Raw genomic sequence first — 24470 nt, forward strand, 5'->3', positions numbered from 1 at the left:
CTTCTCAGGGCTGTCTGTGGTCACCCGCTAATGGCCGTAGCGAGCCCTACTATCGGCTCGCCATGACAGCAGCAGGGAAGCACCAGGTGGGCCGGTCGACCGGTCGCCGACTGGGGCGGGCGGGTATCCGGGATGTGGCCGCCGCAGCCGGTGTATCGATCACGACTGTCTCCGACGCGCTCAACGGCAAGGGCCGGCTTCCGGATGCCACCCGTAGCCATGTCCGCGAGGTGGCCGACCGGCTGGGCTACCGCCCGTCCGCAGCCGCCCGCACGCTCCGTACCGGCAAGTCGGGCCTCATCGGCCTGACCGTGACGACATACGGGGATGAACCTTTCACCTTCACCGAGTTCGCGTACTTCGCCGAGATGGCCAGAGCCGCCACCTCCGCCGCGCTGGCCCGCGGCTATGCGCTGGTCATCCTCCCCGCGACCTCCCGCCACGACGTGTGGTCGAACGTCGCCCTCGACGGCACCGTGGTCATCGACCCGGCCGACGGCGACCCGGTCGTCACCGAGCTCGTCCGGCACGGCATCCCGGTCGTCTCCGACGGCCGTCCCGGGGGCGCCCTCCCGGTCACCGGCTGGGTCGACAACGACCACGAAACGGCCGTTCTCAGCCTGCTCGACCACCTCGCCGACGCCGGCGCCCGCCGCATCGGCCTGCTCACGGGCACCACCACCGACACCTACACCCGGCTGTCGACCACCGCGTACCTGAACTGGTGCGAGCGGGTCGGCCAGGACCCCGTGTACGAGTCGTATCCCGCGCACGACCCGTGCGCCGGCGCCGTCGCCGCGGACCGGCTGCTGGCCCGCCCGGACCGCCCGGACGCGGTCTACGGGCTCTTCGACCCCAACGGCACCGATCTGCTCGCCGCGGCCCGGCGCTACGGCCTGCGCGTACCCGACGATCTGCTGCTGGTCTGCTGCAGCGAGTCCACCGTCTACGCCACCACCGAGCCGCCGATCACCACGCTCTCGCTCAAGCCGCGCCGGATCGGCACCGCCGTCGTCCAGATCCTGATCGACGCCATCGAGGGACTCGACAACGGCCGCCCCGTCGAACAGGTGATACCGACGGACCTGATCGTGCGGACGTCCTCCCAGCGGCGGTGCCCGCGCACCACCGTCAGCCCGCCGCGCGGCCCGGCCGGCGACTGAGCGTGCTCCCAGGTATGAAGGACCGGGCGTACGGGCAAGCCCCGGGCGCCCTCTCCGGCGAGGAAAAAACAGGGCGATCACGGGAGAAATCCGCCGCGAACGCCGGTCTTGACAGGATTGATCACCCCCGGGTGCGTCACAACCCTCGAGCGGCGTTCCTATGATGGGCGCACGACACCGCGGATCGCCGTCGACCAGGCAAAGGTCCGAGAGGTGCACGGCGGCGCAACGGTGGAGGGGTCGATGACTCAGGGGGCCAGGCAGGGACCCATGGTGTGGACCATGGGGGCACAACCTCCGGCGTCCGTTCCGCCGCCCGGAGCACCGTCCGGCACGCCCGTCGTACCGCCGGCCGGTCCGCCGCTGCAGCTGCCCGCGGGCCCCCCGGTCGCGGCGCCTCCGGTCCAGCTGCCCGAGGACTACACCCCTACCGCCCGCGACCTCCCGGTCATCGGCCGTACGGACACCCTCATCGACCACCCGGTGGTGCTGCCGGTCCCCGAGCCCGCGGCCGCTCCCGACATGCCCGGCGGCATGGGCCCGCTCTACGTCGTCGGCGACGTGCACGGCTACTACGACGAGTTGCGCGAGGCGCTGGCCGCCGAAGGGCTGATCGACGCCAACGGCGACTGGGCGGCGGGCAACGCCCGGCTCTGGTTCCTCGGCGACTTCACCGACCGCGGCCCGGACGGGATCGGCGTCATCGACCTGGTCATGCAGCTCTCCGCCCAGGCCGCGGCGGCCGGCGGCTACTGCAAGGCCCTGATGGGCAACCACGAGCTGCTGCTGCTGGGCGCCAAGCGGTTCGGCGACACCCCCGTCCAGTCCGGCGCGGGCACCGCGTCCTTCCAGGCGGCCTGGCTCCTGAACGGCGGCCAGAAGACCGACATGGACCGTCTGGAGGACCACCACCTCCAGTGGATGGCCCGCCTGGACGCCGTGATGGAGGAGGACGGGCATCTGCTCGTGCACTCCGACACCACCGCGTACCTCGACTACGGCGGCTCCATCGAGGCGGTCAACGACACCGTCCACGAGGTCCTGACGCGCAGCGACGCCGATGAAGTCTGGGATCTCTTCCGCAAGTTCACCAAGCGGTTCGCCTTCCGCGACGAGACCGGCTCGCAGGCCGTCCGCGAACTGCTCGACGCCTACGGCGGCAGCCGCGTCGTGCACGGCCACAGCCCGATCCCGTATCTGCTGGGTGAGGTCGGCGCGGAGGACGGCGAGGGCGACGGGATCGCGGTCAACGGCCCGCATGTCTACGCCGACGGCCTGGCCATCGCGATGGACGGCGGTATCACGATGGCCGGAAAGCTGCTGGTCGTGCAACTCCCGCTGACTGGCTGAGCGTTCTCCGGGCAGGTCTACGCCAGGCCGACGGACGGCCTGGAGGGCGGGATCCGGTCGTGGCATTACTCAAATTCCGCAAACTCTCTGTCACCTCGCGCCGGAGGCGCTCTACCATCGGTCTATCCGTAGCAGGCTCTCCTCCGTTTCCGCCCACCGCCCGGCCCCGGCCGGCCCGTACGGCCCTACGGAGCATCGGGGGATCCACATGAACAGCGCTCCGCACCTGCTGAACGAGGACCGCGCGGAATTCGCGCGGATCCTTGATGAGGCGCTGCGTACCGCGGAATACCGCCCGGACGACCTCACCACCGTCACGGGAAGTCATCTGAACACCGAGCAGTTGCGCACGATGGCGCTCAGCGCGACCACCGCCATCGCCGCCTGCGCCACGGCCGAATACCAACGTTTCGTGCAGCTGCGTACCGAACTGCGCGCCCCGGCACCCACCGCATACGGCACCGGCGCGCCCCGCACGTCAGCGGACCAGACCTCTGACGAGCGCACCGGACCGGCCACCGCGGACGGCGGCGAGGCCACCGAATCGGCCGGCGTCGGACTTGCCGCGATGGCCACCGTCCTCGTTCCGGTCCTCGCCGGTATCGCGGCCGTCCTCTTCCTCCTCATCGGCTACGTGCTGCGCGCCGTCAGCCCCGACCAGGCCGTCGCCCAACCGCTGATCAGCGTCGGCTGGATCTTCGCCGCGCTGACCGCCGCCGGCGCGCTGGTCGCGATGGGCGGGCTGGTCGTCACCGCGCTGCGCAACGGCGCGTCCTCCCGCGCCGTCAGAGACGACGAGCTGGTGGCCGCCCTGGACGGCGCCCACGACGCCTGGCGGCACGCCCTCCTGGAGCGCGGTCTGCTGCCCTTTCTGCGCGAGGCCCTTGCGGACCCGTCGGCCGACCCCTCCGACGACCCGGTCCGCTACGTTCCCGACCCGGCCCCGGCGCCGCAGCGCCGCATCCCCACCCTCGGCTACACCCGCCCCGACTTCACCAGCCCCGACACCGGCTCCTCCCGGTCCCGTCCCCGCTACTCCAGCCCGGACTTCACCAGCCCGGACTACGGCGGGCCGGATCACCAGCCGGAGTAGCGGTCGTCCGCCGCAGCGCCACCGGCCCGAAGGCGCCTCCCGTGCAAGCGATTTCGGGCCGGTCTGCGACGTTCACCGTGTTCACGGCATTCGCGCTGTTCACGTTGTTCACCCGGATCGATCCGCGATCGGCGGACAGGCCCGGTTGCCGGCCGCCGCGGACCACCCCGATACGGCTGACATCACGCCGTCGACCAAGAGGCGGCAACGGTACGGGGGTTGGCCTCCGCCGAGCCGCGCAGGTCAGATGCGGCGTCGCCGCCGCACCGTCAGCATCACGGCCGCGATCGCTCCGACGCCCACGCCGGCCCCGGCGACAGCCCACGGGACGGAGGCCGAGGCGTCGCCGACGGACGAGTCATTGATCCAGAAGTGCGCCTTGGTGACGGCTTTTCCGCCGTGGCTGATCACACGAGCCCGCGCCTGGCCCGGTCCGGCATCGGCGCGCAGGCGCGCCACGCCCGTGTACTGACGACCGGAGAACGTGAGCGTCACCGGCGCCTCGAAGGCGGCTGACGTCACCTTCACCGTCTCTTCGTCGCTGTCACGCCACTCGTCCAGCCATGACGCCTCGACCTCCTGGCCAGGCGCACCCCTACCGACCCACAGCGCGGCCGACGGTGCGGTCTCCGACGGCGCCGAGGGGGTGGCCGCCGCCGACGGCGCGAAGGCCAGGGCCGCCGCGATCCCGCAGGCGGTGAGCGCTGTGCGGGCGGCGCGAAACATGAAAAACCGCACCTTTCCAGCGTTCAGGCAACCAGGGAACTTTACCCCCCTCGCGCCTCCCCTTGAGGTGACCGTGGCCGAAGCACGTACAGGGCTCAGCGCCTCCGGCTTCGTCCGGAGGCGCTGAGCCCTTGCGACCGCTCACTCTTGGGCAGCAGTCCGGCACCCGTGATCACGGGTGAAGGCCCGCCACTCCCCACCTCAGGAGTCGGCCAACGGCAGGTAGACACGGTTGCCGGCCGCGGCGAACTCCTTGGACTTCTCCAGCATCCCCGCCTCGATCTCCTCGGGGGTCGAGCCCTCGTCACCGCCGAACTGCTCGGTGATGCTTCGGCTGATCTTCATCGAGCAGAACTTCGGCCCGCACATCGAGCAGAAGTGAGCCGTCTTCGCCGGCTCCGCGGGCAGCGTCGCGTCGTGGAAGTCTCGCGCGGTGTCGGGGTCGAGGGCCAGGTTGAACTGGTCCTCCCAGCGGAACTCGAAGCGGGCGTCGGAGAGGGCGTCGTCCCAATCCTGAGCGCCCGGGTGTCCCTTGGCGAGGTCCGCCGCATGGGCCGCGATCTTGTACGTGATGACGCCGGTCTTGACGTCGTCGCGGTCCGGGAGGCCCAGGTGCTCCTTGGGCGTGACGTAGCAGAGCATCGCGGTGCCCCACCAGGCGATCATCGCGGCGCCGATGCCGGAGGTGATGTGGTCGTAGGCGGGCGCGATGTCGGTGGTGAGCGGGCCGAGCGTGTAGAACGGCGCCTCCTCGCAGATCTCCTGCTGGAGGTCGATGTTCTCCTTGATCTTGTGCATCGGGACGTGTCCCGGGCCCTCGATCATCGTCTGGACGCCGTGCCGCTTGGCGATGGTGTTCAGCTCGCCGAGCGTCCGCAGCTCCGCGAACTGCGCCTCGTCGTTGGCGTCCGCGATGGAGCCGGGGCGCAGACCGTCACCGAGGGAGTAGGTGACGTCGTAGGCGGCGAGGATCTCGCAGAGCTCCTCGAAGTGCGTGTAGAGGAACGACTCCTTGTGATGCGCCAGGCACCAGGCGGCCATGATCGAGCCGCCGCGGGAGACGATGCCGGTCTTGCGACGGGCCGTGAGCGGGACGTACCGGAGCAGCACACCGGCGTGCACCGTCATGTAGTCGACGCCCTGTTCGGCCTGCTCGATGACGGTGTCCTTGTAGATCTCCCAGGTCAGTTCCTCGGCCTTGCCGTCGACCTTCTCCAGCGCCTGGTAGAGGGGCACGGTGCCGATGGGAACGGGGGAGTTGCGCAGCACCCACTCGCGGGTGGTGTGGATGTTGCGGCCGGTGGAGAGGTCCATGACCGTGTCGGCGCCCCAGCGGGTGGCCCAGGTCATCTTCTCCACCTCCTCCTCGATGGAGGAAGTGACCGCGGAATTGCCGATGTTGGCGTTCACCTTCACCAGGAAGTTCTTGCCGATGATCATCGGCTCGATCTCCGGGTGGTTGATGTTGGCCGGCAGCACCGCGCGGCCGGCCGCGATCTCGTCCCGTACGAACTCGGGCGTGACGTTCTCGCGGAGGGCGACGTACTCCATCTCCGCGGTGATCTCGCCGCGCCGGGCGTAGGCGAGCTGGGTCACCGCGGCGCCGTCCCGGCCCCGGCGCGGCTGGCGCGGCCGGCCCGGGAAGACCGCGTCGAGGTTCTTGAGGCCACCGCGCGGCGAGGTGTGCTTGATGCCGTCGTCCTCGGGGCGCAGCGGGCGGCCCGCGTACTCCTCGGTGTCGCCGCGGGCGATGATCCAGTTCTCCCGCAGCGGCGCCAGACCGCGGCGGACATCGGTATCGATGTGGGGATCGGTGTACGGCCCTGACGTGTCGTAGAGCGTCACGTCCTTGCCGTTGGTGAGGTGCACCCGCCGGACCGGGACCCGGAGGTCCGGACGCGATCCGGAGACATAGCCCTTGTGCCAGCCGATCTGCGGCTTTTCTCCGTTGCTGGAGGCGCTTTCGGGCGTGCGTGCATCCTGCAGAGTCATATCGACCCAACTCCCTACGCCGGCATTACCCGGTAACAGGTTCGGCGGTCGACGCAGCGGCTTCCGTCCGCCGGCGTTTCACGTGAAACGCCGCTGGGACGGAGGTCAGCGCCCTCTCAGCCCGGTGCTCCGAGCTCCCGCGATTGCAAAGGTGGCACCACGGTAGCGGCCGATGCGGCAGTGTGAACAGGGGGCCCCATCGCTTCTTGCGATGATCTGGCGGTGAGCCCTCCCGAGCACCGGCACCACGCCGCCGCCCACTCGCACTCCCACAGCCATGGGCCTGCGGCACCCGTCTCCCGGCACCTGCGCAAGGTCATCGCCGCGGTGCTGATCCCGTTCGCCGCCGCGGTGGCGGTCGGCCTGATCGTGCTGTGGCCGGGTGGCGCACCACCGCACAAGCCGTCCGGTGTGGGCTTCGACCAGCCCACCGAGCAGGCCAGAGTGATCAGGGTCGAGGAGGTGGACTGCGCGAAGGTGCACGCCGAGCAGCAGCCGACCTCGCCCACGGGGCAGCCGGCGGCCGGGGGAGCGGCGAACGGCAAGCCCTGCGAACAGGACACGATCAAGGTCACCACGGGGCCGAACGCCGGCCGGACCTTCCAGACGGTCGTGACACCGGACGCCCTGCGGCACTACACCACCGGTCAGAACGTGGTCGTCGCCTACTCCCCCAAGGCGCCGAAGGAACTCCAGTACTCGGTGACCGATGTCGACCGAACCCTGCCGATGTGGATGCTGGCCGCGATCTTCGCCGCCGCGGTGGTGATCGTCGGGCGGCTGCGCGGGGTGCTCGCGCTGGTGGCACTGGCCGCCAGCTTCGCCGTGCTCACCCTGTTCATCCTCCCGGCGGTCCTCCAGGGCTCCGATCCGCTGCTGGTGGCGGTGATCGGCGGCAGCGCGATCATGCTGATCGCGCTCTACATGTGCCACGGGCTGACCGCCCGTACGTCCGTGGCGGTGCTCGGCACCCTCGCCTCGCTGCTGCTGATCGGGCTGCTCGGCTCGGTGTTCATCAACTGGGCGCTGCTCACCGGCAATACGGACGACACGACCGGATTGGTGCACGGCCTGTACCCGAACATCGAGATCCGCGGCCTGCTGCTGGCGGGGATCATCATCGGGTCGCTGGGGGTACTCGACGATGTGACGGTGACGCAGACGGCGGCGGTCTGGGAGCTCAAGGACGCGGATCCGTCGGCGGGTTGGCGCAAGCTGTACGGCGCGGCGATGCGGATCGGCCGGGATCACATCGCGTCCGTCGTGAACACCCTCGTCATGGCGTACGCGGGCGCCGCGCTGCCGTTGCTTTTGCTGTTCTCGATCGCACAGAGCAGTGTCGGTACGGTCGCCACGAGCGAGGTGGTCGCGGAAGAGATCATCCGGACGCTCGTGGGCAGCATCGGGCTGGTCGCGTCGGTACCGGTGACCACGCTGCTCGCGGCGATGGTGGTCGCGGCGGACCGTCCGGGGCCGGACGACGGCACGCCGGCGCCGCCCGCCGGGGCACGGGGCGGGCGGCGCGCGGCGCACGGGCGGCGCCGCAAGCGGTGACGGTGGCGGGCAGACGGATTCGGGTGAAGTGGCGGGCGGCTGCGGGCGGTTCGGTGGCGGGCGGGGAGCGGCCGGGGTGCCGGTCCTGCCGGCGGCGGTGGGCGGACCGGGCAGGACCGCGGGATCAGCCGGCCGGCGCCTCCGCGAGGATCCGGTCCAGCGCGGCTTCCAGGGTGTCGCAGACCTCTTCCTTGCCGAGCGGGACGAGCCGGTCCGTACGGTCCAGGAAGGCGATCAGCGGCGGCGCGCTGGCTCGGAACAGGGCCCGCTCGGGGCCGACTTGCAGGCTGATGTAGACATCGCTGAGGTGCTCGGGGGAGGACGGCTCGATCCGTACGTCGCCCTCACCGGACGGGCGGCCCAGCCCGTCCAGCAGCAGCTCACGCCCGAACGCCCAGGTCACCGGCGCATCGCCGGGAAGGTCGAAGGTGAGCCGGACCGCATACGGATCGGCGCTGTCGAAGTCCAGCTCCACCGGGATCCGAAAGGCGAGCTCCTCCGAGACGAGAAAGCTCATGATCACTTCTGCCTGAACCGTGTCGCTCATCAACCACTGCCCCGCACTTGATCGGAGATGGCCGGGAATCATCCCCGGAAGCCGTATGGACGCCATAGTCGGCCACCCACAGGCAGATCACAAGGAGTGAGTTTTCAGATACTGATAGAGAAGGCGAGTGTCGTTAGTACCTCCTCCGCCATTTTCCGTAGTCGATCCGTAACCGACCGCAATCGATGCAGTTCCGTCACGGGGAGGGAGACCGCCAGCGTCGCCGCGGCCGAGCCGACCCGGATCGGAATCGCCGAGCACACCGTGCCCATGGCATATTCCTGACGTTCGTACGCGACCTGGCCGCGACGCACCGTAGCCAACCGCTGCAGCAGCTCGCCCTCGGATCGCAGGGAGAAGGGCGTTATCGACCGCACGGGATAACGCGCCAGATGCTCCTTCCTGGACGCCTCGTCGAGCTGCGCCAGCAGGCACTGCCCGATCGCATGGGCATGGGCGCTGGTGCGGAAGTCGACCCACTCGTCGACCGGTGGCCGCCGCGGATCGTCGGTCATCGCCACCACCTCCACCTCGCCTTCGCGGTAGACGGCGAAGTAGACGGCGGCGCCCAGTTCCCGGCCCGCCATGGCCAGCACCTCGGAGAGTTGGCGACGCTGGCGCCGCCTGGCTCCGGCCCGGCCGATGCACTCGGCGCCCTCGCCGACGACGAAAACGCCGTTCTCCCGCCGCAGATAACCCTCGTGGGTCAGGGTCCGCAGCAGGTGGTAGGTCGTCGGCAGCGGGAGTCCGGCCTCTCGGGCGAGTTGCTTGGCGGGCGCCCCGTCGGGATGCGCGGCAACCGCCTCCAGCAGCCGCAGCGCCCGCTGCACCGATCCGATCAGGGTGGGGTGAGAGCCGGATTCGCCGTTCACGATCGCCAACGCCATCCCCCAGGTACGAACGCCAGGTGCCCATGGCCCCGGTCCCGGGACCCGCTCCCGCGACCACGCACGTCTCCCGGGGCGTCATCGGCGACGCCCGGCTCGTCCTCGCCCACTCGGTACTTTCCGGAACGTCAGCATCCGGAAGACGCCCGCGCTCGCACTTTAGCCGCGCGGATCGGGGCGCGAGCGGAAAGCCGGGGGAGTTAACCCGACCGGGACGACCGGCATCCGGCGATGACGCGAGAGGGCCGGGCCCACACACCGGGCGAACAGCCCCAATGCCCTGAACTCCCCCCGTACGAAGGGGGATCAACAGGCAGGTATCCGAACCGCGTTCGACAGCGGGGGGCGGGAGTGTCGAACCGGAACCGGATGTTCCGGCTGGCACCCCTCCGAAACGCCGGACGCCCTGCCCCCGAGGCGGGGCAGGGCGTCATCGGACGGTGCGGGCCGGACAGTGTCGGTCAGTAGGACCCGGCCTTACCAGTCGCTCTTCGAGGAGGACGACGAGGATCCGGTGAACCTCCGCACGAGGTAGATGACGCCGGCGATCAGGGCCGCCGCGATCAGGACCTTGAACAGCAGGCTGACCAGGAAGCCGAGAGCGGTGGCGAGCAGCCCGCCGAAGACCACGATCAGGATGACGGGCACCACGACCCAGGTGACCCACCACGGAAGCCCTGCGAATATCCCCTTACCAGCCACTGCTCTGCCCTGCTTTCTGTCTGTCTCGCTGATGTCGGTCACTGCCTGCCGCGCCGATGGCACCGTCCGCGCCCTGCGCGTCTGCCGGTCTTCCGGCCTTACACCAACGATGCTAGGGCGCCGGGGGCCGCCGCGGGGGCCTGACAGCCCCGGCTCATCCCTGACCCGACCCCTACGGGTTCCGGGGTCCGCCCCTCAGCTCTCGGGCGGAGAGAAGACCACCATGACCCGGAGGTCCTCGCTGATGTGATGGAACTTGTGGGGTACCCCGGCCGGGACATAGACCACACTGCCGCGCGCCACCGGTTCCGTCTCCGTGCCCACGGTGATCGCCCCACGGCCGCTGACCACGAGGTACACCTCGTCCTGCGCATGCGGCTGCTGCGGATCGGTACTGCCGGCATCCAGCGCGTACAGGCCGACCGACATGTTGCGTTCCCGGAGGAACTGCAGATATGCGCCGTCGTTCGCGACCCGCTCTGCTTCGAGTTCATCCAGTCGGAAAGCCTTCATGCCGTTCGCACCCCTCGCTGATTCAGAGTCGTCTGCGACGATCTCACCATGAAGCATTTTCTGGTCAAGACGATCGCCAACGCCGCGGCACTGGCCGTGGCCATCTGGCTGCTCAAGGGCATCACGCTCACCGGTGAGAACACCGGCCGCAAGGTGCTGACACTCGTCCTCGTCGCGCTGATCTTCGGGCTGGTCAACTTCCTGGTCAAGCCCGTGGTGAAGCTGCTGTCCTTCCCCCTGTTCATCCTCACCCTCGGCCTGATCACGCTCGTCGTGAACGCGCTGATGCTGCTGCTGACCTCCTGGCTCGCAGGCAAGGCGCACCTGGCCTTCCATGTCGACGGATTCTGGACGGCCCTGGTCGGCGGCGTGATCGTCTCCATCGTCGCCTGGGCGATGCACGTGATCCTCCCCGACAAGGACTGACACTTGTCCACCCCCTATCGCGTCTGTTTCGTCTGCACCGGCAACATCTGCCGCTCGCCGATGGCCGAGTCGGTCTTCCGCGCCCGGATCGGGGAGGACGGGCTCGACGCCCTGGTAGAGATCGACAGCGCCGGTACCGGCGGCTGGCACGAAGGCCACGGAGCCGACCCGCGCACGGTCGCCGTACTGCGCGCGGGCGGCTATCCGTACGCCCACACCGCCCGGCAGTTCCGCGCCTCCTGGTTCGCCCGCCTCGACCTGGTGATCGCGCTCGACTCGGGCCATCTGCGCGAACTGCGCCGGCTGGCCCCCACCGCCCGGGACGCCGCGAAGATCCGCCTGCTGCGCTCGTACGGCACCAGCTCGGGGCCCGGCGCCGACCTCGACGTACCCGACCCGTACTACGGCGGCTCCGAGGACTTCGAGGAGTGCCTGGACATGATCGAAACGGCCTGCGACGGGCTCCTGGAGGCGGTCCGCGCCGAGGTCACCTCCGGCGCGCCCGGCCCCGCCGAGCCCCGGCCGCACCCGCCCCACCACCAGAAGGAGAGCGCATGACGGGCGACGGCACCCGCGCCGTACGGGCCGGGCTCCCCGAGTCGGCAGCCTACGAACCGCCCCTCCCCGGGCCGGTCTTCGCGGCGCACTACCACCTCCCCGGCGACGCCGCCGGCCCCTACACCTACGGCCGCGACGCCAACCCGACCTGGACCCGGCTGGAAGCCGCCATCGGCGAACTGGAATCGCCGGACCGGCCCGCGCACACCGTCGCCTTCGCCTCCGGCATGGCCGCGATCACCGCCGTCCTCTTCTCCCAACTGCGTTCCGGCGACGCGGTGGTGCTGCCCAGCGACGGCTATCAGCTGCTGCCGGCCGTCCGCACCCGTCTGGAGAGCTACGGCATCGAGGTGCGCACGGCCCCCACCGCGGACGACGCCCAGCTCGGCCTCCTCGACGGCGCCCGCCTGCTGTGGATCGAATCCCCCTCCAACCCCGGTCTCGACGTCTGCGACATCCGGCGGCTGGCCGACGCGGCGCACGCCCGCGGCGCCCTGGTCGCCGTCGACAACACCCTCGCCACTCCGCTCGGCCAGCGCCCGCTGGACCTCGGCGCCGACTTCTCGGTCGCCAGCGGCACCAAGGCACTGACCGGACACGGCGATGTCCTGCTGGGGTACGCCAGCACCCACGACGCCGCACTGGCCGACAGCGTACGGCTGTGGCGCAAGACCGTCGGCGCGATCCCCGGCCCCATGGAGAGCTGGCTCGCACACCGCTCGCTGGCCACCCTGGCACTGCGCGTCCGCCAGCAGGCGACCGGCGCGCTGGCGCTCGCCATGGCGCTGGCCGAGCGCCCCGAGGTCACCGGCCTACGGCACCCCGGACTGCCCTCCGACCCGTCCCATCCGCTCGCCATCCGGCAGATGCACTCCGGCCGCTTCGGCTGCGTGGTCTCCTTCACGCTGCCGGACCAGGCGTATGCGGAGCGGTTCCTGGCCGCGCTGACGCTGGTGGACGACGCGACGAGCTTCGGCGGCGTACGGTCCACCGCCGAGCGGCGCGGGCGCTGGGGCGGCGATGACGTGCCGGAGGGCTTCATCCGCTTCTCGGTCGGCGTCGAGGAGCCGGAGGATCTGGTCGCGGACGTCCTCCGGGCGCTGGACGCGGCCAATCCGGATCACCATGTCCGGCCGGTCGCCTGAGACCGCGACCGGCGACGCCCCGGCAGGGGCAGCGGCGCACGAAGGGCCGGCAGGGTATCCCCCCTCGTCACCCTGCCGGCCGGCGGTCCGCCTACACCGGCCCGGATGTTGCACGGACCCGTTGTTTCACGTGAAACGAACCGCTTCAACAAGGCTAGTTGACTGAGCGTCAGTGTCCAATCACGCTAGCGACACATCCCTATCGACAAATTTATAGTTGGCGCGCGACCAGGCTTCCTAGGGGCACAGGAGGTACGCGATGGATCTGGCGCTGCTGCGTACCTTCGTCACCGTGCACCGGGCCGGCTCGTTCACCCGTGCCGCGGCGCTGCTCGGCCTGTCCCAGCCCGCCGTGACCAGCCAAATACGGACGCTGGAACGCCAGTTGGGCCGCCCGCTCTTCCGCCGCTACGCCCGCGGGGTCACCCCCACCACCGTCGGCGACGAACTCGCCCACAAGGTCGCACCCCACCTCGACGCACTGACCGAGATCACCGAAGCCGGACTGGACCAGGACTCCGCCACCCGCACCCTGCATCTCGGCGGCCCCCCGGAGTTCACCGCCGAGCGCGCACTGCCCGCACTGACCCCGCTCATCGCCCAGGGTCTGTCCATACGCACCGCCTTCGGGGCCGCCGACGAGCTGCTCAACGGCCTGGCCGCCGGCCACCACGACCTGACCGTCACCACCACCCGGCCGCGCGGCGGGCTGCTCACCGCCACCCCGCTGTGCGACGAGGAACATGTGCTGGTCGCCGCGCCCCGTTGGGCGGCCCAGGTCGGCGGCCCCGGCGTGCTCCAGGACCGCGGCGTACGCGTGCTGGATCCCGTACCGCTCGTCGAGGTCCACGAGAGCCTGCCGCTGATCGCCCGCTACTGGTCCGCGGTCTTCGACGCCAGGCCCGCCGCCTCGGCAGCGGTCATCGCCGCCGATCTGCGAGCCGTGCTGACCTGCGTCGCGGCGGGCGCGGGGCTGGCCGTGCTGCCCCGCTACCTGTGCACCGAGGCGCTGGACAGCGGTGCCGTGGTCGCTCTCCTCGAACCGCCGGTGCCCCCGCTGCGCACGTACTTTCTCGCCGTACGGACCGGGACGCTGGGGCTGCCGCACATCGCGCGGGCACACGAGTGGCTGCTGCGCACGGCGGTCGACTGGTGACGTGCGTGGTGGGGCACGGGTTTCACCAGGCGGCGACTGCGGCATCTGTCCCCTATGACCGTACGGCCAGTCGTCAAACGCACCGCCCGCGCGATTCTGCTCGACGGAGCGGATCTCGTACTGATCAAACGCACCAAGCCGGGCCGGGCCCCGTACTGGATCACTCCCGGCGGCGGTGTGGAGCCCGAGGACGCCACCGTCATCGACGCCCTCCACCGCGAACTGGACGAGGAACTGGGCGCCAAGATCACGGATGTGGTGCCGGTCTTCGTCGACACCGTCGAGCACTTCAGCGACGGCGGTGTCGACGGCGTCAAGGTGCAGCACTTCTTCGTCTGCCGGCTCGACTCGATGGACCTCTCGCGCCGGCACGGCCCCGAGGTCGAGGAGCCGTGCGGGGAGTACGAGATCGTGCGGGTGCCCTTCACCCGCGTCGGGATCGCGTCCGTCGAGGTCGTACCGCTCTCGCTGCGGCACTACCTCGACGGCAACATCGAGGGCGTGCGCGCGATGCACGCCCCTGATCTGGGCTGAGCGGCCACCGGGCGCGGCCGCTCGCGCCCCGGCTCAGACGTCGCGCGGGTCGAACCAGCCGCGGAACTCCGCGGAATCCTCGGCGGGACGGCGCGGCTGGGCACGTGCCAGCACCCGCGCGACCCGGTCGACGAACTCCCCGGTCAGCGCCGCCGCCACGCTGTCCCGGGCGATCGGGGAAGCGGTGCGGGGCACGATACCCAGGCGTCGGTACACCGGGGCGTCCCTGGGCTCCGGCTCCGCCAGGTCCTCGTGCAGGCCGCCCCGCAGCTGCTCGTGCTTGTGCTTCGGGCGCCGGAACGGCGGGCGTTCTGCCGCCTCGGCGGCGGCACCGAAGAAGTCACCGCCCTTGCGCCTGACGTCGTCGGTGCCCCAGGCCCGCGCGCCGCGCGCCTGCGCCGGGACCTTCTGCAGATGGGGAATGTGCTTGGCGCAGTGGATGTACGCCTCTTCGACCTCGACCGCGACCCACAGCTGCGCCCGCCGGCCGGGAACCGGGTCGACCGGCAGCTCGGGGTGGGCGGCCCGCATCTCCTCGTCCAGCACCACCCGCGCCCGGCCGTTGACGTGCAGCCCTATGCGGTCCCGGGTGAAGTCGATCATCAGGATGCCCAGGCGCGGGTTCTCGGAGATGTTGCCGACGGACGCCATGACGCCGTTGCCGCGGTACTCCGGGTACGCCAGCAGCCGCTGGTCCAGCACCTGCACGAAGCCGGGCGGACCGGCCCGGAAGGTCGCGTCGCATTCGCCGTGGCGGTCGGCGGTGGCGAGGAAGAACATCTCCTGTCTCGCGACGAACTCCCGCATACGGCCGTTGAGATGGTCGAGAACCTGGTCGTTGTAGAACCGGTCGGCACGCTCGGTCGTGCCGAGTCTCTGCTGCACCAGGTGCTCGCCATCGCTTCCGGGGCGCCCCTCCTGCCCGAGGGCGCCCCGTCCCTCCCCTGCCCGGCCGTATTCACCGTCTACTGCCAAGACCTCAGTCTCCTGTCGATACCAGCTCTTCGATGGAGTCGTGCCGTATGCGGTCGGACGGAACACCGACCCCCACCAGAGCGTCCACCCCACTACGTATCAGCCCCGGCGGACCGGACAGATACGCGTCATATTCCCGGTACGGCCCGTATCGCCGTACGGCATCCGGGAGTTGCCCCGTAATGGTGCCGGGCCCGCCCCGCGTCCCGGGCCCGATGGCGACGACCGGGCGGACCGACAACCACGGGTGGGTCTCCGCCAGCCGCAGCATGGTGTCGATGTCGTAGAGGTCGTGGTCGCTGCGGGCGCCGTAGAAGACGTCCACGGGGCGCCGGACGCCGTGTTCCGCGACATCCTCGACCAGTGCCTTGATGGGCGCGATGCCGGTGCCGCCACCGACGCACAGCAGGCCGTTGCGGTGGGTGTGGTCGACGGTCATCGAACCGGCCGGGGCGCCGAGCCGGAGCACGTCGCCGGGCCGGGCGCGGTGCACCATCGCGTTGGAGACCCAGCCGGCCGGCACCGCCTTCACATGGAACGACAGCAGCCCGTCCGAACGCGGCGCGGAGGCGAAGGAGTAGTGCCGCCAGACCCGCGGCCACCACGGCGTCTCCAGGCTGGTGTACTGACCGGCCCGGAAGGGGTACGGCTGGTCCGGCCGCACCGTCACCACCGCGGTGTCGGGCGTGCGCAGCTCGTGCGAGACGACCTCGGCCTGCCACCAGGCGGGCGCGACGGCCTCGTTCTCGGCCGCCGCGTCGATCATGATCTGCGAGATCGCGGTGTACGCCCGCACCCACGCGGCCTGGGCCTCCGGGCTCCAACTGGACGTCGCGTAACGGGAGAGCGCGGCCAGCAGGCATTCACCGACCGCCGGGTAGTGGTCGGGCACGGTCCCGTATTTGCGGTGCCCGCGGCCGAGGTGGGAGAGGTAGTCGGTGAGCACCGCGGCGTCGTCGACGTGCTGGGCCGCGGTGAGCAGCGCCTTGAAGAGCCGGTCGCGCTGGGTGTCCATCGCGGCGGGGAACAGCGCCCGCGTATCGGGGTGCTGGACGAACAGCAGCGCGTAGAAGTACGAGGTGACCTTGTCGGCGACCGGCTCGATCTCGGCCATGGTGCGGCGGATGAGGATCGCGTCGGGAGAGGCCGGCGCCTTGCTGGAGGCGGAGGCTGTCACGGCGCTGAGGGTGGGCTCCGGAGCGGGCGGGGCCGGAGGGGCCGTGGGGGTCAGCGGGGTGGCAGGAGCCGGAGGGACGGCGGCAGCCGGAGGGACGGCGGCAGCCGGCGGGGCAGCGGAGGGCGGCGGGGCGGCTGCCGGGGGCGGCGGGGCCGACGCCGTCCGAGCGGCGCGGGGATCGGTGGCGCCGAACCCGTCGAAGGGGTTCCGCACCGGCTCGTGCACGGGCTCCGGCTCGGCCTCGCGGCGCGGAGCGGCATACGCGGACGCGGGGGAGGAGGCGGGGGCGGCCTGCTCGGCATGCGGAACGGCGGACCGCTCGGCGTACGCGGGGGAGCCGGCCTGACGGCCCGTTTCCCGCTGCGGTGCCGGTCCCTGCTGTGGCACCCGTTGCGGCTCCGGCTCACGCACCCGCTCCGCGGCGGTACCTACCGGGCGTATCGGATTGACCGGACGCGCGGGCATCCGTTCCGCTTGGGAGCGTTCGCCCCGGTCATCCTGCTCGTCCCCGTCATTCCGCTTGCCCTGGGCCGATTGCTGCCCGTCCCAGGCGTTTTGTCGCGGCGGCTTCTCCGCGGCGGATTTCCTCGACGCCGGAGTGAACCAACCCCAATCGCCACTGCTCCCGCCAGAAGAGCCGCTATCGGCCGACGTGGTGGTCGGAGCGTCCATGGTCTGCCTCGCCTCGAACGTCATTCGGTGGTGTTTGCAGTTCCGTTGATCGGAACTGTCGGAATTCCCCCGCCCTGCCCCGGAATTCTTAATCGACTCAAGCGATCCCGGCAAAATCCTCCAAAGCGGACAAATCTCACTTCCCTATGGCAAGTAGCGCAGATGCCGTCCCGTCAGGATGCCACCCTGGTCGACCGCATCGGACAAATAGTCGGAAGTCCGGGTGTCACGGACCGCGGAGCCGCTAGGCTGACGAGCTTTGCCTGCCGTTCGCGCGGCCACGGAGAACCTCACCCCGCCAAGCCGGACTCGACCATACCGGCAGTAGTTGAATCCACAAGCCCTGATCTGGGAACACTCCGTGCGGCTCCACCAATAACAGTGATCCTCCCCACAGACAGCATTTTCCGCGTACCAAGCGGACGAATCCGTCGCGGAAAGCAGTGAATTACTCGCGAGTACGCACCAGTTCGTATGCCTCCCGAAGATCACGTCCCGTGTACGCATACGACGCCAGGCCGCTGACATGGTGATCCGCATTCACCGCGACCGACTCCGGTACCACCGCGAAGAGTTCGGCATCCGACATGGAGTCGCCGTACGCCACGCAGTCGGCCCGGCTCAGCCCGTACCGCACACACAGTTCGTCAGCGATCCGTACCTTCGCGGACGGCGAGAGGATGCCGGCCGGTTCCAGCGGCTGCCGGATCGGCACGGAGGGCCAGCGGGAGCCGTGTGCGGTGTCCGCGCCCCATGCCAGCAGCCGTTCCACGAAGAATCCCGGCGAGAGGGAAATCACGGCGCACCGTTCGCCGCGTGCCCGGATATCCGCCCAGACCTCCCGGATTCCGGTCAGCCACGGCGCGCCCTCGAAGGCCGCCGCCACCTGAGCCTCGGTCAGCTCGGCGGCCCAGAGATCGCATGCCAGCTGCGCGAAGCGCGCCGGCGTCAGCTCACCCGCGGCGAACCGGCGCTCCAGCTCGGCGATCTCCCGGTCCAGCCCCAGCTGGCCGGAGATCTCCACGGCCGCCGCGGACCCGTGGAGCAGGGTCCCGTCCATGTCGAACAGATGCAGCTTGCTCATGGGGCGGAGCCTAGGCTCTGCCCCATGGGTCAGGGGACGGCAAGGCCCTGGGGTCTGCACGGGCACCGGCGGGGTGGTACGGCGGCCGCGGTTCTCCCCCTGGTGCGCCGGCGACGCGGCGAGGTGCCGCGCTGCGCCGTGCGGGAGAGAGCACCGCCCGGAGTCCCCCAAAATTGCCGGAATTTGCCAGAAGTTGCCCTGATTTTAAATAGGTTGCTCAGACCTCCCCTGAGTCGTCCGAATTCATCCCGGGCGAGCGTCGTGTGCCCGGTCGGGCTGCGGACCAGCGCCAGGGGCGGGCCGATGGGACGCCCGCACGGCGCAGACGCCGGGAACGGGGCGGTGCCGCCGCCGTCTGCCCGTACTCAAGCCCGCGTACGGGCGGATACTCCCGCCGTCAGATGTCCGGCCGGGCACCGACCGCCACCGTGGGCGGTATGCAGCTCAGCCGCCCTGCCCGCCGGGCCCTCCTCGTCGTCCACGTCGCCGTGTCCGTCAGCTGGCTGGGGCTGACCGCCGGACTCCTCGCACTCAGCCTCACCGGCTTCACGACCGGCTCCCCGGAAACAGCCGCGGTCGCCTACCGCGCGATGAAGATCTTCGCGGACTGGCTCATCGTCCCCGTGGCCCTGCTCTCGCTGGTCAGCGGACTGGTGCTGTCGCTGGGCACCCACTGGGGGCTGATCCGCCACCGCTGGGTCGCCGTCAAGTTCTGGCTCACCGTGCTGACCACAGGGCTGTCGGTCTTCGCGCTCCGCCCCGGTATCGACCACCTCGCGGCCCAGGCCGCCGCCGGCCACCCGGCGCCCGACGTCAACCTCCTCGTGGCGCCGGCGGTCGCCACCGCCGCATACCTCTTCATGACCGCGATCTCCGTCCTCAAGCCGTGGGGGCCGACCCAACGGGGCCGCCGGCTGCGCGCGGCGCAGTCGGCCGCGGCCCGGGAACGCCACGGGCGCCCGGACCGGGTGAGCGCCTCGGGCGGGTGAGCCCCCATGCCAGGACGGGTGAGCACCACCCGGTGCCGGGGCGAGCGAGCGCCATACGGTGCGGCAGCCCCCCCCACCTCACGGGGCCGCCGTTCTCCCGGGCGGCGGCCCCAGGGGGCTCAGCTCCGCACCGCCGGTATCGCCTCGTCGGAGACCGCGGCCGGACCGCCCGCCACCACCTGGCCGCGGCCCGTCTGCCGGCGCTCCAGGACCGAGGCCAGCACCGCCACACCGAGCGCCGCGACGGCCATCAGCGCGCCGACCCAGTTGACCGAGGTGAAGCCGAGCCCGGCCGAGAGGACCAGCCCGCCGAGCCAAGCGGCCAGCGCGTTACCGAAGTTGAAGGCCGCGATATTGCCGGCCGAGGCAAGCGTGGGCGCGGCAGCCGCCTGGTCCAGCACCCGCTTCTGCAGCGGCGGTACGGTCGCGAAGCCGAAGAAACCTATGAGCGCGACGGTGGCGGTGGCGGCGACCTTGTTGTGCGCGGTGAACGTGAACGCGGCCAGGACCAGCGCCAGACCGGTCAGCGACGCGTACAGCATCGGCATCATGGCGCGGTCGGTGAACCGTCCGGAGAACAGGTTTCCACCGACCATGCCGAGGCCGAAGACGGCGGTCAGCCAGACGACGGAGGACGCCGCGAAGCCGGTGACCTCCGTCATCATCGAGGCGAGGTAGGTGACCGCCGCGAAGACGCCGCCGAAGCCCAGGATCGTCATCAGCATGGCCAGCCCGACCTGCGGATTGCGGAAGGCCGCGAGTTCGCTGCCTATCCGGGCCGCCGCCTTCGCCCGCTGTGCCGGGACGAGCCTGACGATGCCGAGCAGCGCGAGCACGCCGAACGCGGCGATCGCGTAGAAGGTGGTGCGCCAGCCGAACTGCTGGCTGAGCAGGGTGCCGACCGGCACGCCCACGACAGTGGCGACGGTCAGACCGCTGAACATCAGCGAGATCGCGGTGGCCCGCTTGTCCGGCGCGACGAGATCGGCGGCCACGAGAGCACCGATACCGAAGAACGCGCCATGGGCGAACGCGGAGACGACCCGCCCGGCGAGCACCAGCTCGAAGGTGGGCGCGAGGCCGGTGAGCGCGTTGCCCACGATGAAGAGGCCCATCAGCAGCATCAGCATCTGCTTGCGGGTGAAGCGGGTGCCGAGGACGGTCATCAGCGGCGCGCCGGCCACCACCCCGAGGGCATAGACCGTGGTCGCGTAACCGGCGAGCGGGATGGAGACACCGAACCCGGCTGCCATGTCGGGCAGCAGTCCCATGACCGCGAACTCGGTCGTCCCGATCCCGAAGGCTCCGATGGCGAGTGCCAGGAGAGCGAGAGGCATGGCGGATCCCTCCGACTGGTGCGTACGTCTGTTGATTGCGTCCGTCCTTTACAAGCGTCCACAATAATTGCAGACGCGGACTAATTGCAAGCGCGGTATATTTCAGGTGTGCCCTATCCTGGTTCGTACGACGCACGAGGAGGTCTTCGATGACGCAGCGGACGCGGGAGACGGCACAGGCCCGGGCGACTGCTGCCGGGAGCCTCGCTCAGGGCTGGTGCGCGCTCTCCGCCCTGCACGGCCGTATCGAGACGCACATAGAGCGCGCCCTCCAGGCCCAGTACCACCTCAGCGTCCGGGAGTTCTCGGTCCTCAACGTGCTCAGCGAGCAGCACGACGGGCCGGGCGGCCACCTCCGGATGCACCAGGTCGCCGACTCGGTCGTCCTCAGCCAGAGCGCCACCACCCGCCTGGTGACCCGGCTCGAAGAGCGCGGGCTGCTCTCCCGCTATCTGTGCCCGGACGACCGGCGCGGCATCTACACCGACGTCACCCCCGACGGCCTGCGCCTCCTCACGGAGGCCCGGCCCGCGCACGACACCGCGCTGCGCGAGGCCCTCAAGGACGCCGCCAAGCGGCCCGAGCTGGCACCGCTGGTGACCGCCGTCGAGGAGCTGGCACCGCCGGCGTGACGCCCGGCGGGCCCGGCCCTCGGCCGTGACGCGGGCTCGGCATAAGGTCGCGCCCATGAGCGATATCGAGATACGCCGGGCCACCGAGGCCGACCTGCCCGCCATCGTCGCCATGCTCGCCGACGACCCCCTGGGCGCCGGCCGCGAATCACCGGACGACATGGCCCCGTACCGCGCCGCGTTCGCGACGGTGGCCGCCGACCCGCATCAGCACCTGGTCGTCGCGGTCCGGGACGGCCGTACGATCGGCACCCTGCAGCTCACGGTGATCCCCGGCATCTCCCGGCGCGGCGCCACCCGCTCGATCATCGAGGCGGTACGGATCCACGCCGACGAGCGCGGCAGCGGCCTCGGCACCCAGCTCATCGAGTGGGCGATCGCCGAATCCCGCTCCCTCGGCTGCCTGCTCGTCCAGCTCACCTCCGACGCCACACGCGTCGACGCCCACCGCTTCTACGAGCGCCTCGGCTTCGAGGCGTCCCACCTGGGCTTCAAGCTCCAGCTCTGACCCGGGCCGGGCACCGCGCGGGAGCGGGGCCGGCGCAGCGGGAACGGGCCGGCTCGGCCGTTGTGCGGTGCTCCTCCTACGAGGTACCGCCCCGCGCCCGCCCACGCGCACGGTGGGCCTTCTGCCGGCAGGCACCTCCGCAGTACCGCGCAGGCCGGCCGGTACGCGCTGCCGCGATCGCCTCGCCGCACACCTGACACCGAGCCGTACCCCGGGAGGCGTTCCGCGCTTTGTCCCTGTCCCCGTTCCCTCTCCCCGTCGCGCTCCCGGCCCCGCCTCCGGTTTCGTTACGCACCGTCGGCGCAGGCGGCAGTTCCGTTACGGTCGGGACGGCGCGCAGGCCGTCGAGCACCAGCGCCGTCATCCGGCCCGCCGACGCCGCTCCCGAACCCGCTCCGCCGTCCGCCGGGCCCCTCACCCCGGCCCGCCGTCGCTCCATCGCCGTACACCCGACCAGCAAGACGCGGACGTCCTCCAGCTGCACATCGGCCCTTACGGCGCCCGCCTCTTGGGCCCTGACCAGCAGGACGCCCAGCGCCGCCACGAAGTCCCGCTCGGGCCCCCGCGACGCCTCGCCCAACGGCTCCGGCCCGTCCTCGCCGGCCGCCTCCAGCGCATCGCACAGCGCCCGGTTGCGGGCCGCCAGCCGGACGACCGACGCCAGGAAGCGGAAGAACACCCCGCCGGGATCGTCGACCTCGGCCAAGTCCGTTGCGGTATCGGCAAAAAGCCGCATCCGGTCCCTGACCGACGCCCTGAACAGGGCTTCCTTGGACGGGAAATGGCGGTACACGGTCCCCGCTCCGACTCCGGCACGACGCGCGATCTCCCCCAGCGGAACCCGCAACCCCCGCTCCTCGAACGCCGATCGCGCCGCCTGAAGGACCAGCGCCCGATTGCGCCGGGCATCCGCACGCGAGGGCACCGCCCCGCCGTCCGACATCCGCACGTCTCCCGAAACCGTCCGACTCCACCGCGTTCCAGACCCGGTATTTAACCGGGCTGATCGTTCCGATTCTACGAGAGCCTTAAAACATGCGTGCGCATCGCCACACTTGCGGGTGTGGCCGATGCCGGCGGCGCGGAGGGTGGAGACCGTGACTCACGAGCCGGAACGCGACGCGGAGACGCATCGGGCTAGATGAGGCGGCGTCGGATATGCCGGAGCAGTGGTGGCCTTGAGGAGCCGGCGTCGAATCCGGCGCGCGTACAGCGCGATACGAAGACGGCTGCGGCGTGGCGCATGGGGCCGTCCGGCGCCTCACGAGAACAGTCCGCGACAGGACGCGAAGCACGTCCGGCAGACGGCGGGTGCTCCACCCCCTCCCCCCTCGCCAACACCAACACCAACAGGCAGCCAGAATAGGGAAGTTGAGGCCCGAATGGGTGACGAATCCAAGGCCGGAGAAAAGCGCTACGGCAAAGGGGTGGGGTCGTGTTTCACGTGAAACACGACCCCACCCCGAGCCTTGTGAAATGAGCTCTGTGGTGTGGCTCCTGCGCTCCCGGCTCATGCGCTCTCCAGGCCGGCCGCCTGGCGGGCGCGTATCAGGACGCTACGAGGGCCTCATCCCACGCCGCACCGGCCGCAGCATCAGCCGCGTGCTCGTCGACGTCGACACCCAGCGCGCGCAGACCGGTGGCCAGCGCCGACAGCGAGGCGAGCACCACCGCGCGGTCCGCGGCACGGCCGTAGTGGTTCACCCGGATCATCTCTTCGGCCAGTGCACCCGCTGCGGCCTGCACCGGAACCGAGCCGTCGGCGGCAAGCGCCGCGGACACCACCTCACGGGCGTCCACACCCGCCGGCGCGCGGAGCGTCGTGGCGGCCGGCGCCGCGTCCTCGTGCCGGATCACATACGGCACCGGACCACCCAGCACCGCCACACCCGCACGGACCGCCGCCGCTGCCGCACGGTGCCGGGTGATGACTGCGTCCAGCCCCTCGGCCTCGATACGGTCCACGGCCTGTTCCAGCGCGAGCATCTCCAGCTGCGCCGGGGCATGTGGAAGGGCGGTGCGCCCGCCGTCGATCCAACGCTCCTTCCAGTCCAGCAGGGAGAGATACGAACGCCGGGGGGCCTGCTCATTGGCCGCGATGCGCTCCCAGGCACGGGCGCTGACCGACACCACCGAGACACCGGCCGGACCGGCGAGCGCCTTCTGCCCACCGATGACACACAGATCCACACCCCACTCGTCGGTGAGCAGCGGCTCGGCGCCCACCGACGCAACCGCATCGAGCATCAGCAGCGCCCCGTGCTCCCGCACCACCGCACCGATCTCGGCAACGGGGTTGGTGTTGCCGGTCGCCGCCTCGGCGTGCACCAGGCTCACAAAGTCGATCTCGGGGTGCGCCCGCAGCGCCTCCGCCACCTGCTCAGGCGCTACCGCACCGCTGAAGGGCGCGGTGATGGTGACCACCTCGGCGCCGCAGGAGCGCAGCCAACCTCCGAACGTCTCGCCGTAGGGGCCGGTGATGATGTTGAGCGCGGTGCTGCCGGGCCGGACCGCCGAGCGGATGCATGCCTCCAGGGGCAGCAGCGCCTCGCCCTGCGTCGCCACGACATCGCAGCGGGTTCGCATCAGCGCGGCAACCTTGTCCTCGATCCGCGCGAAGCGGGCCGCATCGAGCGGCGGCAGGTCGAGCAGAACCGGTGCGTCGGAGGTGGCAGTCACGGCAGTCACAGTGGCCTTCCAGCGGTAGCGAGCCGCGCGGTGCCGCGACTCCTGGCATCTCGCTCGACTGT

Annotated in this window: 24 protein-coding genes and 1 pseudogene; 12 read left to right on the forward strand and 13 right to left on the reverse strand. The window is 70.8% G+C overall.

The window, feature by feature from the left end; all coding sequences use genetic code 11:
* The first annotated feature begins 62 nt into the window (after positions 1–62).
* From GR130_RS39260 to GR130_RS39270, 3 genes are all read left to right on the forward strand, one after another.
* Positions 63–1163 carry a LacI family DNA-binding transcriptional regulator gene (locus tag GR130_RS39260; protein WP_159509455.1) on the forward strand — a complete coding sequence of 367 codons (1101 nt, stop codon included), beginning with the start codon at positions 63–65 and terminating at the stop codon, positions 1161–1163.
* A 282-nt stretch (positions 1164–1445) separates the two neighbouring features.
* Positions 1446–2513 (forward strand): metallophosphoesterase, encoded by a 1068-nt coding sequence (locus GR130_RS39265; RefSeq protein ID WP_236573877.1) that lies wholly within the window; start codon positions 1446–1448, stop codon positions 2511–2513.
* A gap of 208 nt (positions 2514–2721) precedes the next feature.
* On the forward strand, positions 2722–3606 hold the full coding sequence (locus GR130_RS39270; protein WP_201305125.1) for a hypothetical protein: 885 nt from the start codon (positions 2722–2724) through the stop codon (positions 3604–3606).
* Between the two features lie 243 nt (positions 3607–3849).
* On the opposite strand, the gene GR130_RS39275 is transcribed toward GR130_RS39270, so the two are convergent.
* Positions 3850–4332, reverse strand: a complete 483-nt coding sequence (locus GR130_RS39275) for a hypothetical protein (protein WP_159509459.1) — start codon at positions 4330–4332, stop codon at positions 3850–3852.
* 201 nt (positions 4333–4533) lie between these two features.
* A complete protein-coding gene (gene thiC / locus GR130_RS39280) occupies positions 4534–6324 on the reverse strand; it encodes a phosphomethylpyrimidine synthase ThiC (RefSeq protein ID WP_159509461.1) in 1791 nt (596 codons plus the stop codon).
* Between the two features lie 222 nt (positions 6325–6546).
* Between thiC and GR130_RS39285 the strand changes: the two genes are divergently transcribed.
* The gene (locus GR130_RS39285; RefSeq protein ID WP_159509463.1) at positions 6547–7878 is read left to right on the forward strand and encodes a YibE/F family protein; all 1332 of its coding nucleotides are present in this window, start codon (positions 6547–6549) and stop codon (positions 7876–7878) included.
* Positions 7879–8002: 124 nt separating this feature from the next.
* Here the strand turns inward: GR130_RS39285 and GR130_RS39290 are convergent, their stop codons facing one another.
* The 4 genes from GR130_RS39290 to GR130_RS39305 form a co-directional block, all read right to left on the reverse strand.
* Positions 8003–8425, reverse strand: coding sequence for an SsgA family sporulation/cell division regulator (locus GR130_RS39290; RefSeq protein WP_201305126.1), 423 nt, complete (start codon positions 8423–8425; stop codon positions 8003–8005).
* Positions 8426–8529: 104 nt separating this feature from the next.
* Positions 8530–9312, reverse strand: coding sequence for an IclR family transcriptional regulator (locus GR130_RS39295; RefSeq protein WP_159509465.1), 783 nt, complete (start codon positions 9310–9312; stop codon positions 8530–8532).
* Positions 9313–9789: 477 nt separating this feature from the next.
* Positions 9790–10014 carry a DUF5326 family protein gene (locus GR130_RS39300; protein WP_159509467.1) on the reverse strand — a complete coding sequence of 75 codons (225 nt, stop codon included), beginning with the start codon at positions 10012–10014 and terminating at the stop codon, positions 9790–9792.
* A gap of 195 nt (positions 10015–10209) precedes the next feature.
* On the reverse strand, positions 10210–10527 hold the full coding sequence (locus GR130_RS39305) for a cupin domain-containing protein (RefSeq protein WP_159509469.1): 318 nt from the start codon (positions 10525–10527) through the stop codon (positions 10210–10212).
* A gap of 48 nt (positions 10528–10575) precedes the next feature.
* Here GR130_RS39305 and GR130_RS39310 point away from each other — a divergent pair, with 48 nt between their 5' ends.
* From GR130_RS39310 to GR130_RS39330, 5 genes are all read left to right on the forward strand, one after another.
* Entirely contained in the window at positions 10576–10953 is a 378-nt protein-coding gene (locus GR130_RS39310; protein WP_159509471.1) for a phage holin family protein, read from the forward strand.
* A 3-nt stretch (positions 10954–10956) separates the two neighbouring features.
* The gene (locus tag GR130_RS39315; protein ID WP_159509473.1) at positions 10957–11511 is read left to right on the forward strand and encodes a low molecular weight protein-tyrosine-phosphatase; all 555 of its coding nucleotides are present in this window, start codon (positions 10957–10959) and stop codon (positions 11509–11511) included.
* The gene (locus tag GR130_RS39320; protein ID WP_159509475.1) at positions 11508–12656 is read left to right on the forward strand and encodes a cystathionine gamma-lyase; all 1149 of its coding nucleotides are present in this window, start codon (positions 11508–11510) and stop codon (positions 12654–12656) included. The genes GR130_RS39315 and GR130_RS39320 overlap by 4 nt, the downstream gene beginning before the upstream one ends.
* Positions 12657–12915: 259 nt before the next feature.
* Complete coding sequence (locus tag GR130_RS39325; RefSeq protein WP_159509477.1) at positions 12916–13812, forward strand: LysR family transcriptional regulator; 897 nt, start codon at positions 12916–12918, stop codon at positions 13810–13812.
* 54 nt (positions 13813–13866) lie between these two features.
* Positions 13867–14346 (forward strand): NUDIX domain-containing protein, encoded by a 480-nt coding sequence (locus tag GR130_RS39330; protein ID WP_159509479.1) that lies wholly within the window; start codon positions 13867–13869, stop codon positions 14344–14346.
* A gap of 33 nt (positions 14347–14379) precedes the next feature.
* Here GR130_RS39330 and GR130_RS39335 read toward each other — a convergent pair whose 3' ends face one another.
* The 3 genes from GR130_RS39335 to GR130_RS39345 all read right to left on the reverse strand — a co-directional run bounded on the left by GR130_RS39335 (position 14380) and on the right by GR130_RS39345 (position 18254).
* A complete protein-coding gene (locus GR130_RS39335; protein WP_159510531.1) occupies positions 14380–15231 on the reverse strand; it encodes a pyridoxamine 5'-phosphate oxidase family protein in 852 nt (283 codons plus the stop codon).
* Positions 15232–15325: 94 nt separating this feature from the next.
* Positions 15326–16498, reverse strand: coding sequence for a globin domain-containing protein (locus GR130_RS42165; protein ID WP_443043745.1), 1173 nt, complete (start codon positions 16496–16498; stop codon positions 15326–15328).
* 1120 nt (positions 16499–17618) lie between these two features.
* A complete protein-coding gene (locus GR130_RS39345) occupies positions 17619–18254 on the reverse strand; it encodes an HAD family hydrolase (protein WP_159509481.1) in 636 nt (211 codons plus the stop codon).
* Positions 18255–18691: 437 nt separating this feature from the next.
* On the opposite strand from GR130_RS39345, the gene GR130_RS39350 reads away from it, so the two are divergent.
* Complete coding sequence (locus tag GR130_RS39350; RefSeq protein WP_159509483.1) at positions 18692–19243, forward strand: DUF2269 domain-containing protein; 552 nt, start codon at positions 18692–18694, stop codon at positions 19241–19243.
* 119 nt (positions 19244–19362) lie between these two features.
* On the opposite strand, the gene GR130_RS39355 is transcribed toward GR130_RS39350, so the two are convergent.
* Positions 19363–20580 carry an MFS transporter gene (locus tag GR130_RS39355; protein ID WP_159509485.1) on the reverse strand — a complete coding sequence of 406 codons (1218 nt, stop codon included), beginning with the start codon at positions 20578–20580 and terminating at the stop codon, positions 19363–19365.
* 149 nt (positions 20581–20729) lie between these two features.
* Between GR130_RS39355 and GR130_RS39360 the strand changes: the two genes are divergently transcribed.
* A complete protein-coding gene (locus GR130_RS39360) occupies positions 20730–21212 on the forward strand; it encodes a MarR family winged helix-turn-helix transcriptional regulator (RefSeq protein ID WP_159509487.1) in 483 nt (160 codons plus the stop codon).
* A 55-nt stretch (positions 21213–21267) separates the two neighbouring features.
* Complete coding sequence (locus GR130_RS39365) at positions 21268–21720, forward strand: GNAT family N-acetyltransferase (RefSeq protein WP_159509489.1); 453 nt, start codon at positions 21268–21270, stop codon at positions 21718–21720.
* Between the two features lie 76 nt (positions 21721–21796).
* Here the strand turns inward: GR130_RS39365 and GR130_RS39370 are convergent, their stop codons facing one another.
* The 3 genes and pseudogenes from GR130_RS39370 to GR130_RS39375 form a co-directional block, all read right to left on the reverse strand.
* On the reverse strand, positions 21797–22426 hold the full coding sequence (locus tag GR130_RS39370; RefSeq protein ID WP_236574091.1) for an SbtR family transcriptional regulator: 630 nt from the start codon (positions 22424–22426) through the stop codon (positions 21797–21799).
* 57 nt (positions 22427–22483) lie between these two features.
* Positions 22484–22663: pseudogene (locus GR130_RS41230) on the reverse strand (helix-turn-helix domain-containing protein); the annotation flags it as partial.
* Between the two features lie 605 nt (positions 22664–23268).
* Positions 23269–24408, reverse strand: a complete 1140-nt coding sequence (locus GR130_RS39375; RefSeq protein ID WP_159509493.1) for a pyridoxal-phosphate-dependent aminotransferase family protein — start codon at positions 24406–24408, stop codon at positions 23269–23271.
* Positions 24409–24470 lie beyond the last annotated feature (62 nt).

The sequence above is a fragment of the Streptomyces sp. GS7 genome (genome assembly GCF_009834125.1).
Classification (GTDB): domain Bacteria; phylum Actinomycetota; class Actinomycetes; order Streptomycetales; family Streptomycetaceae; genus Streptomyces.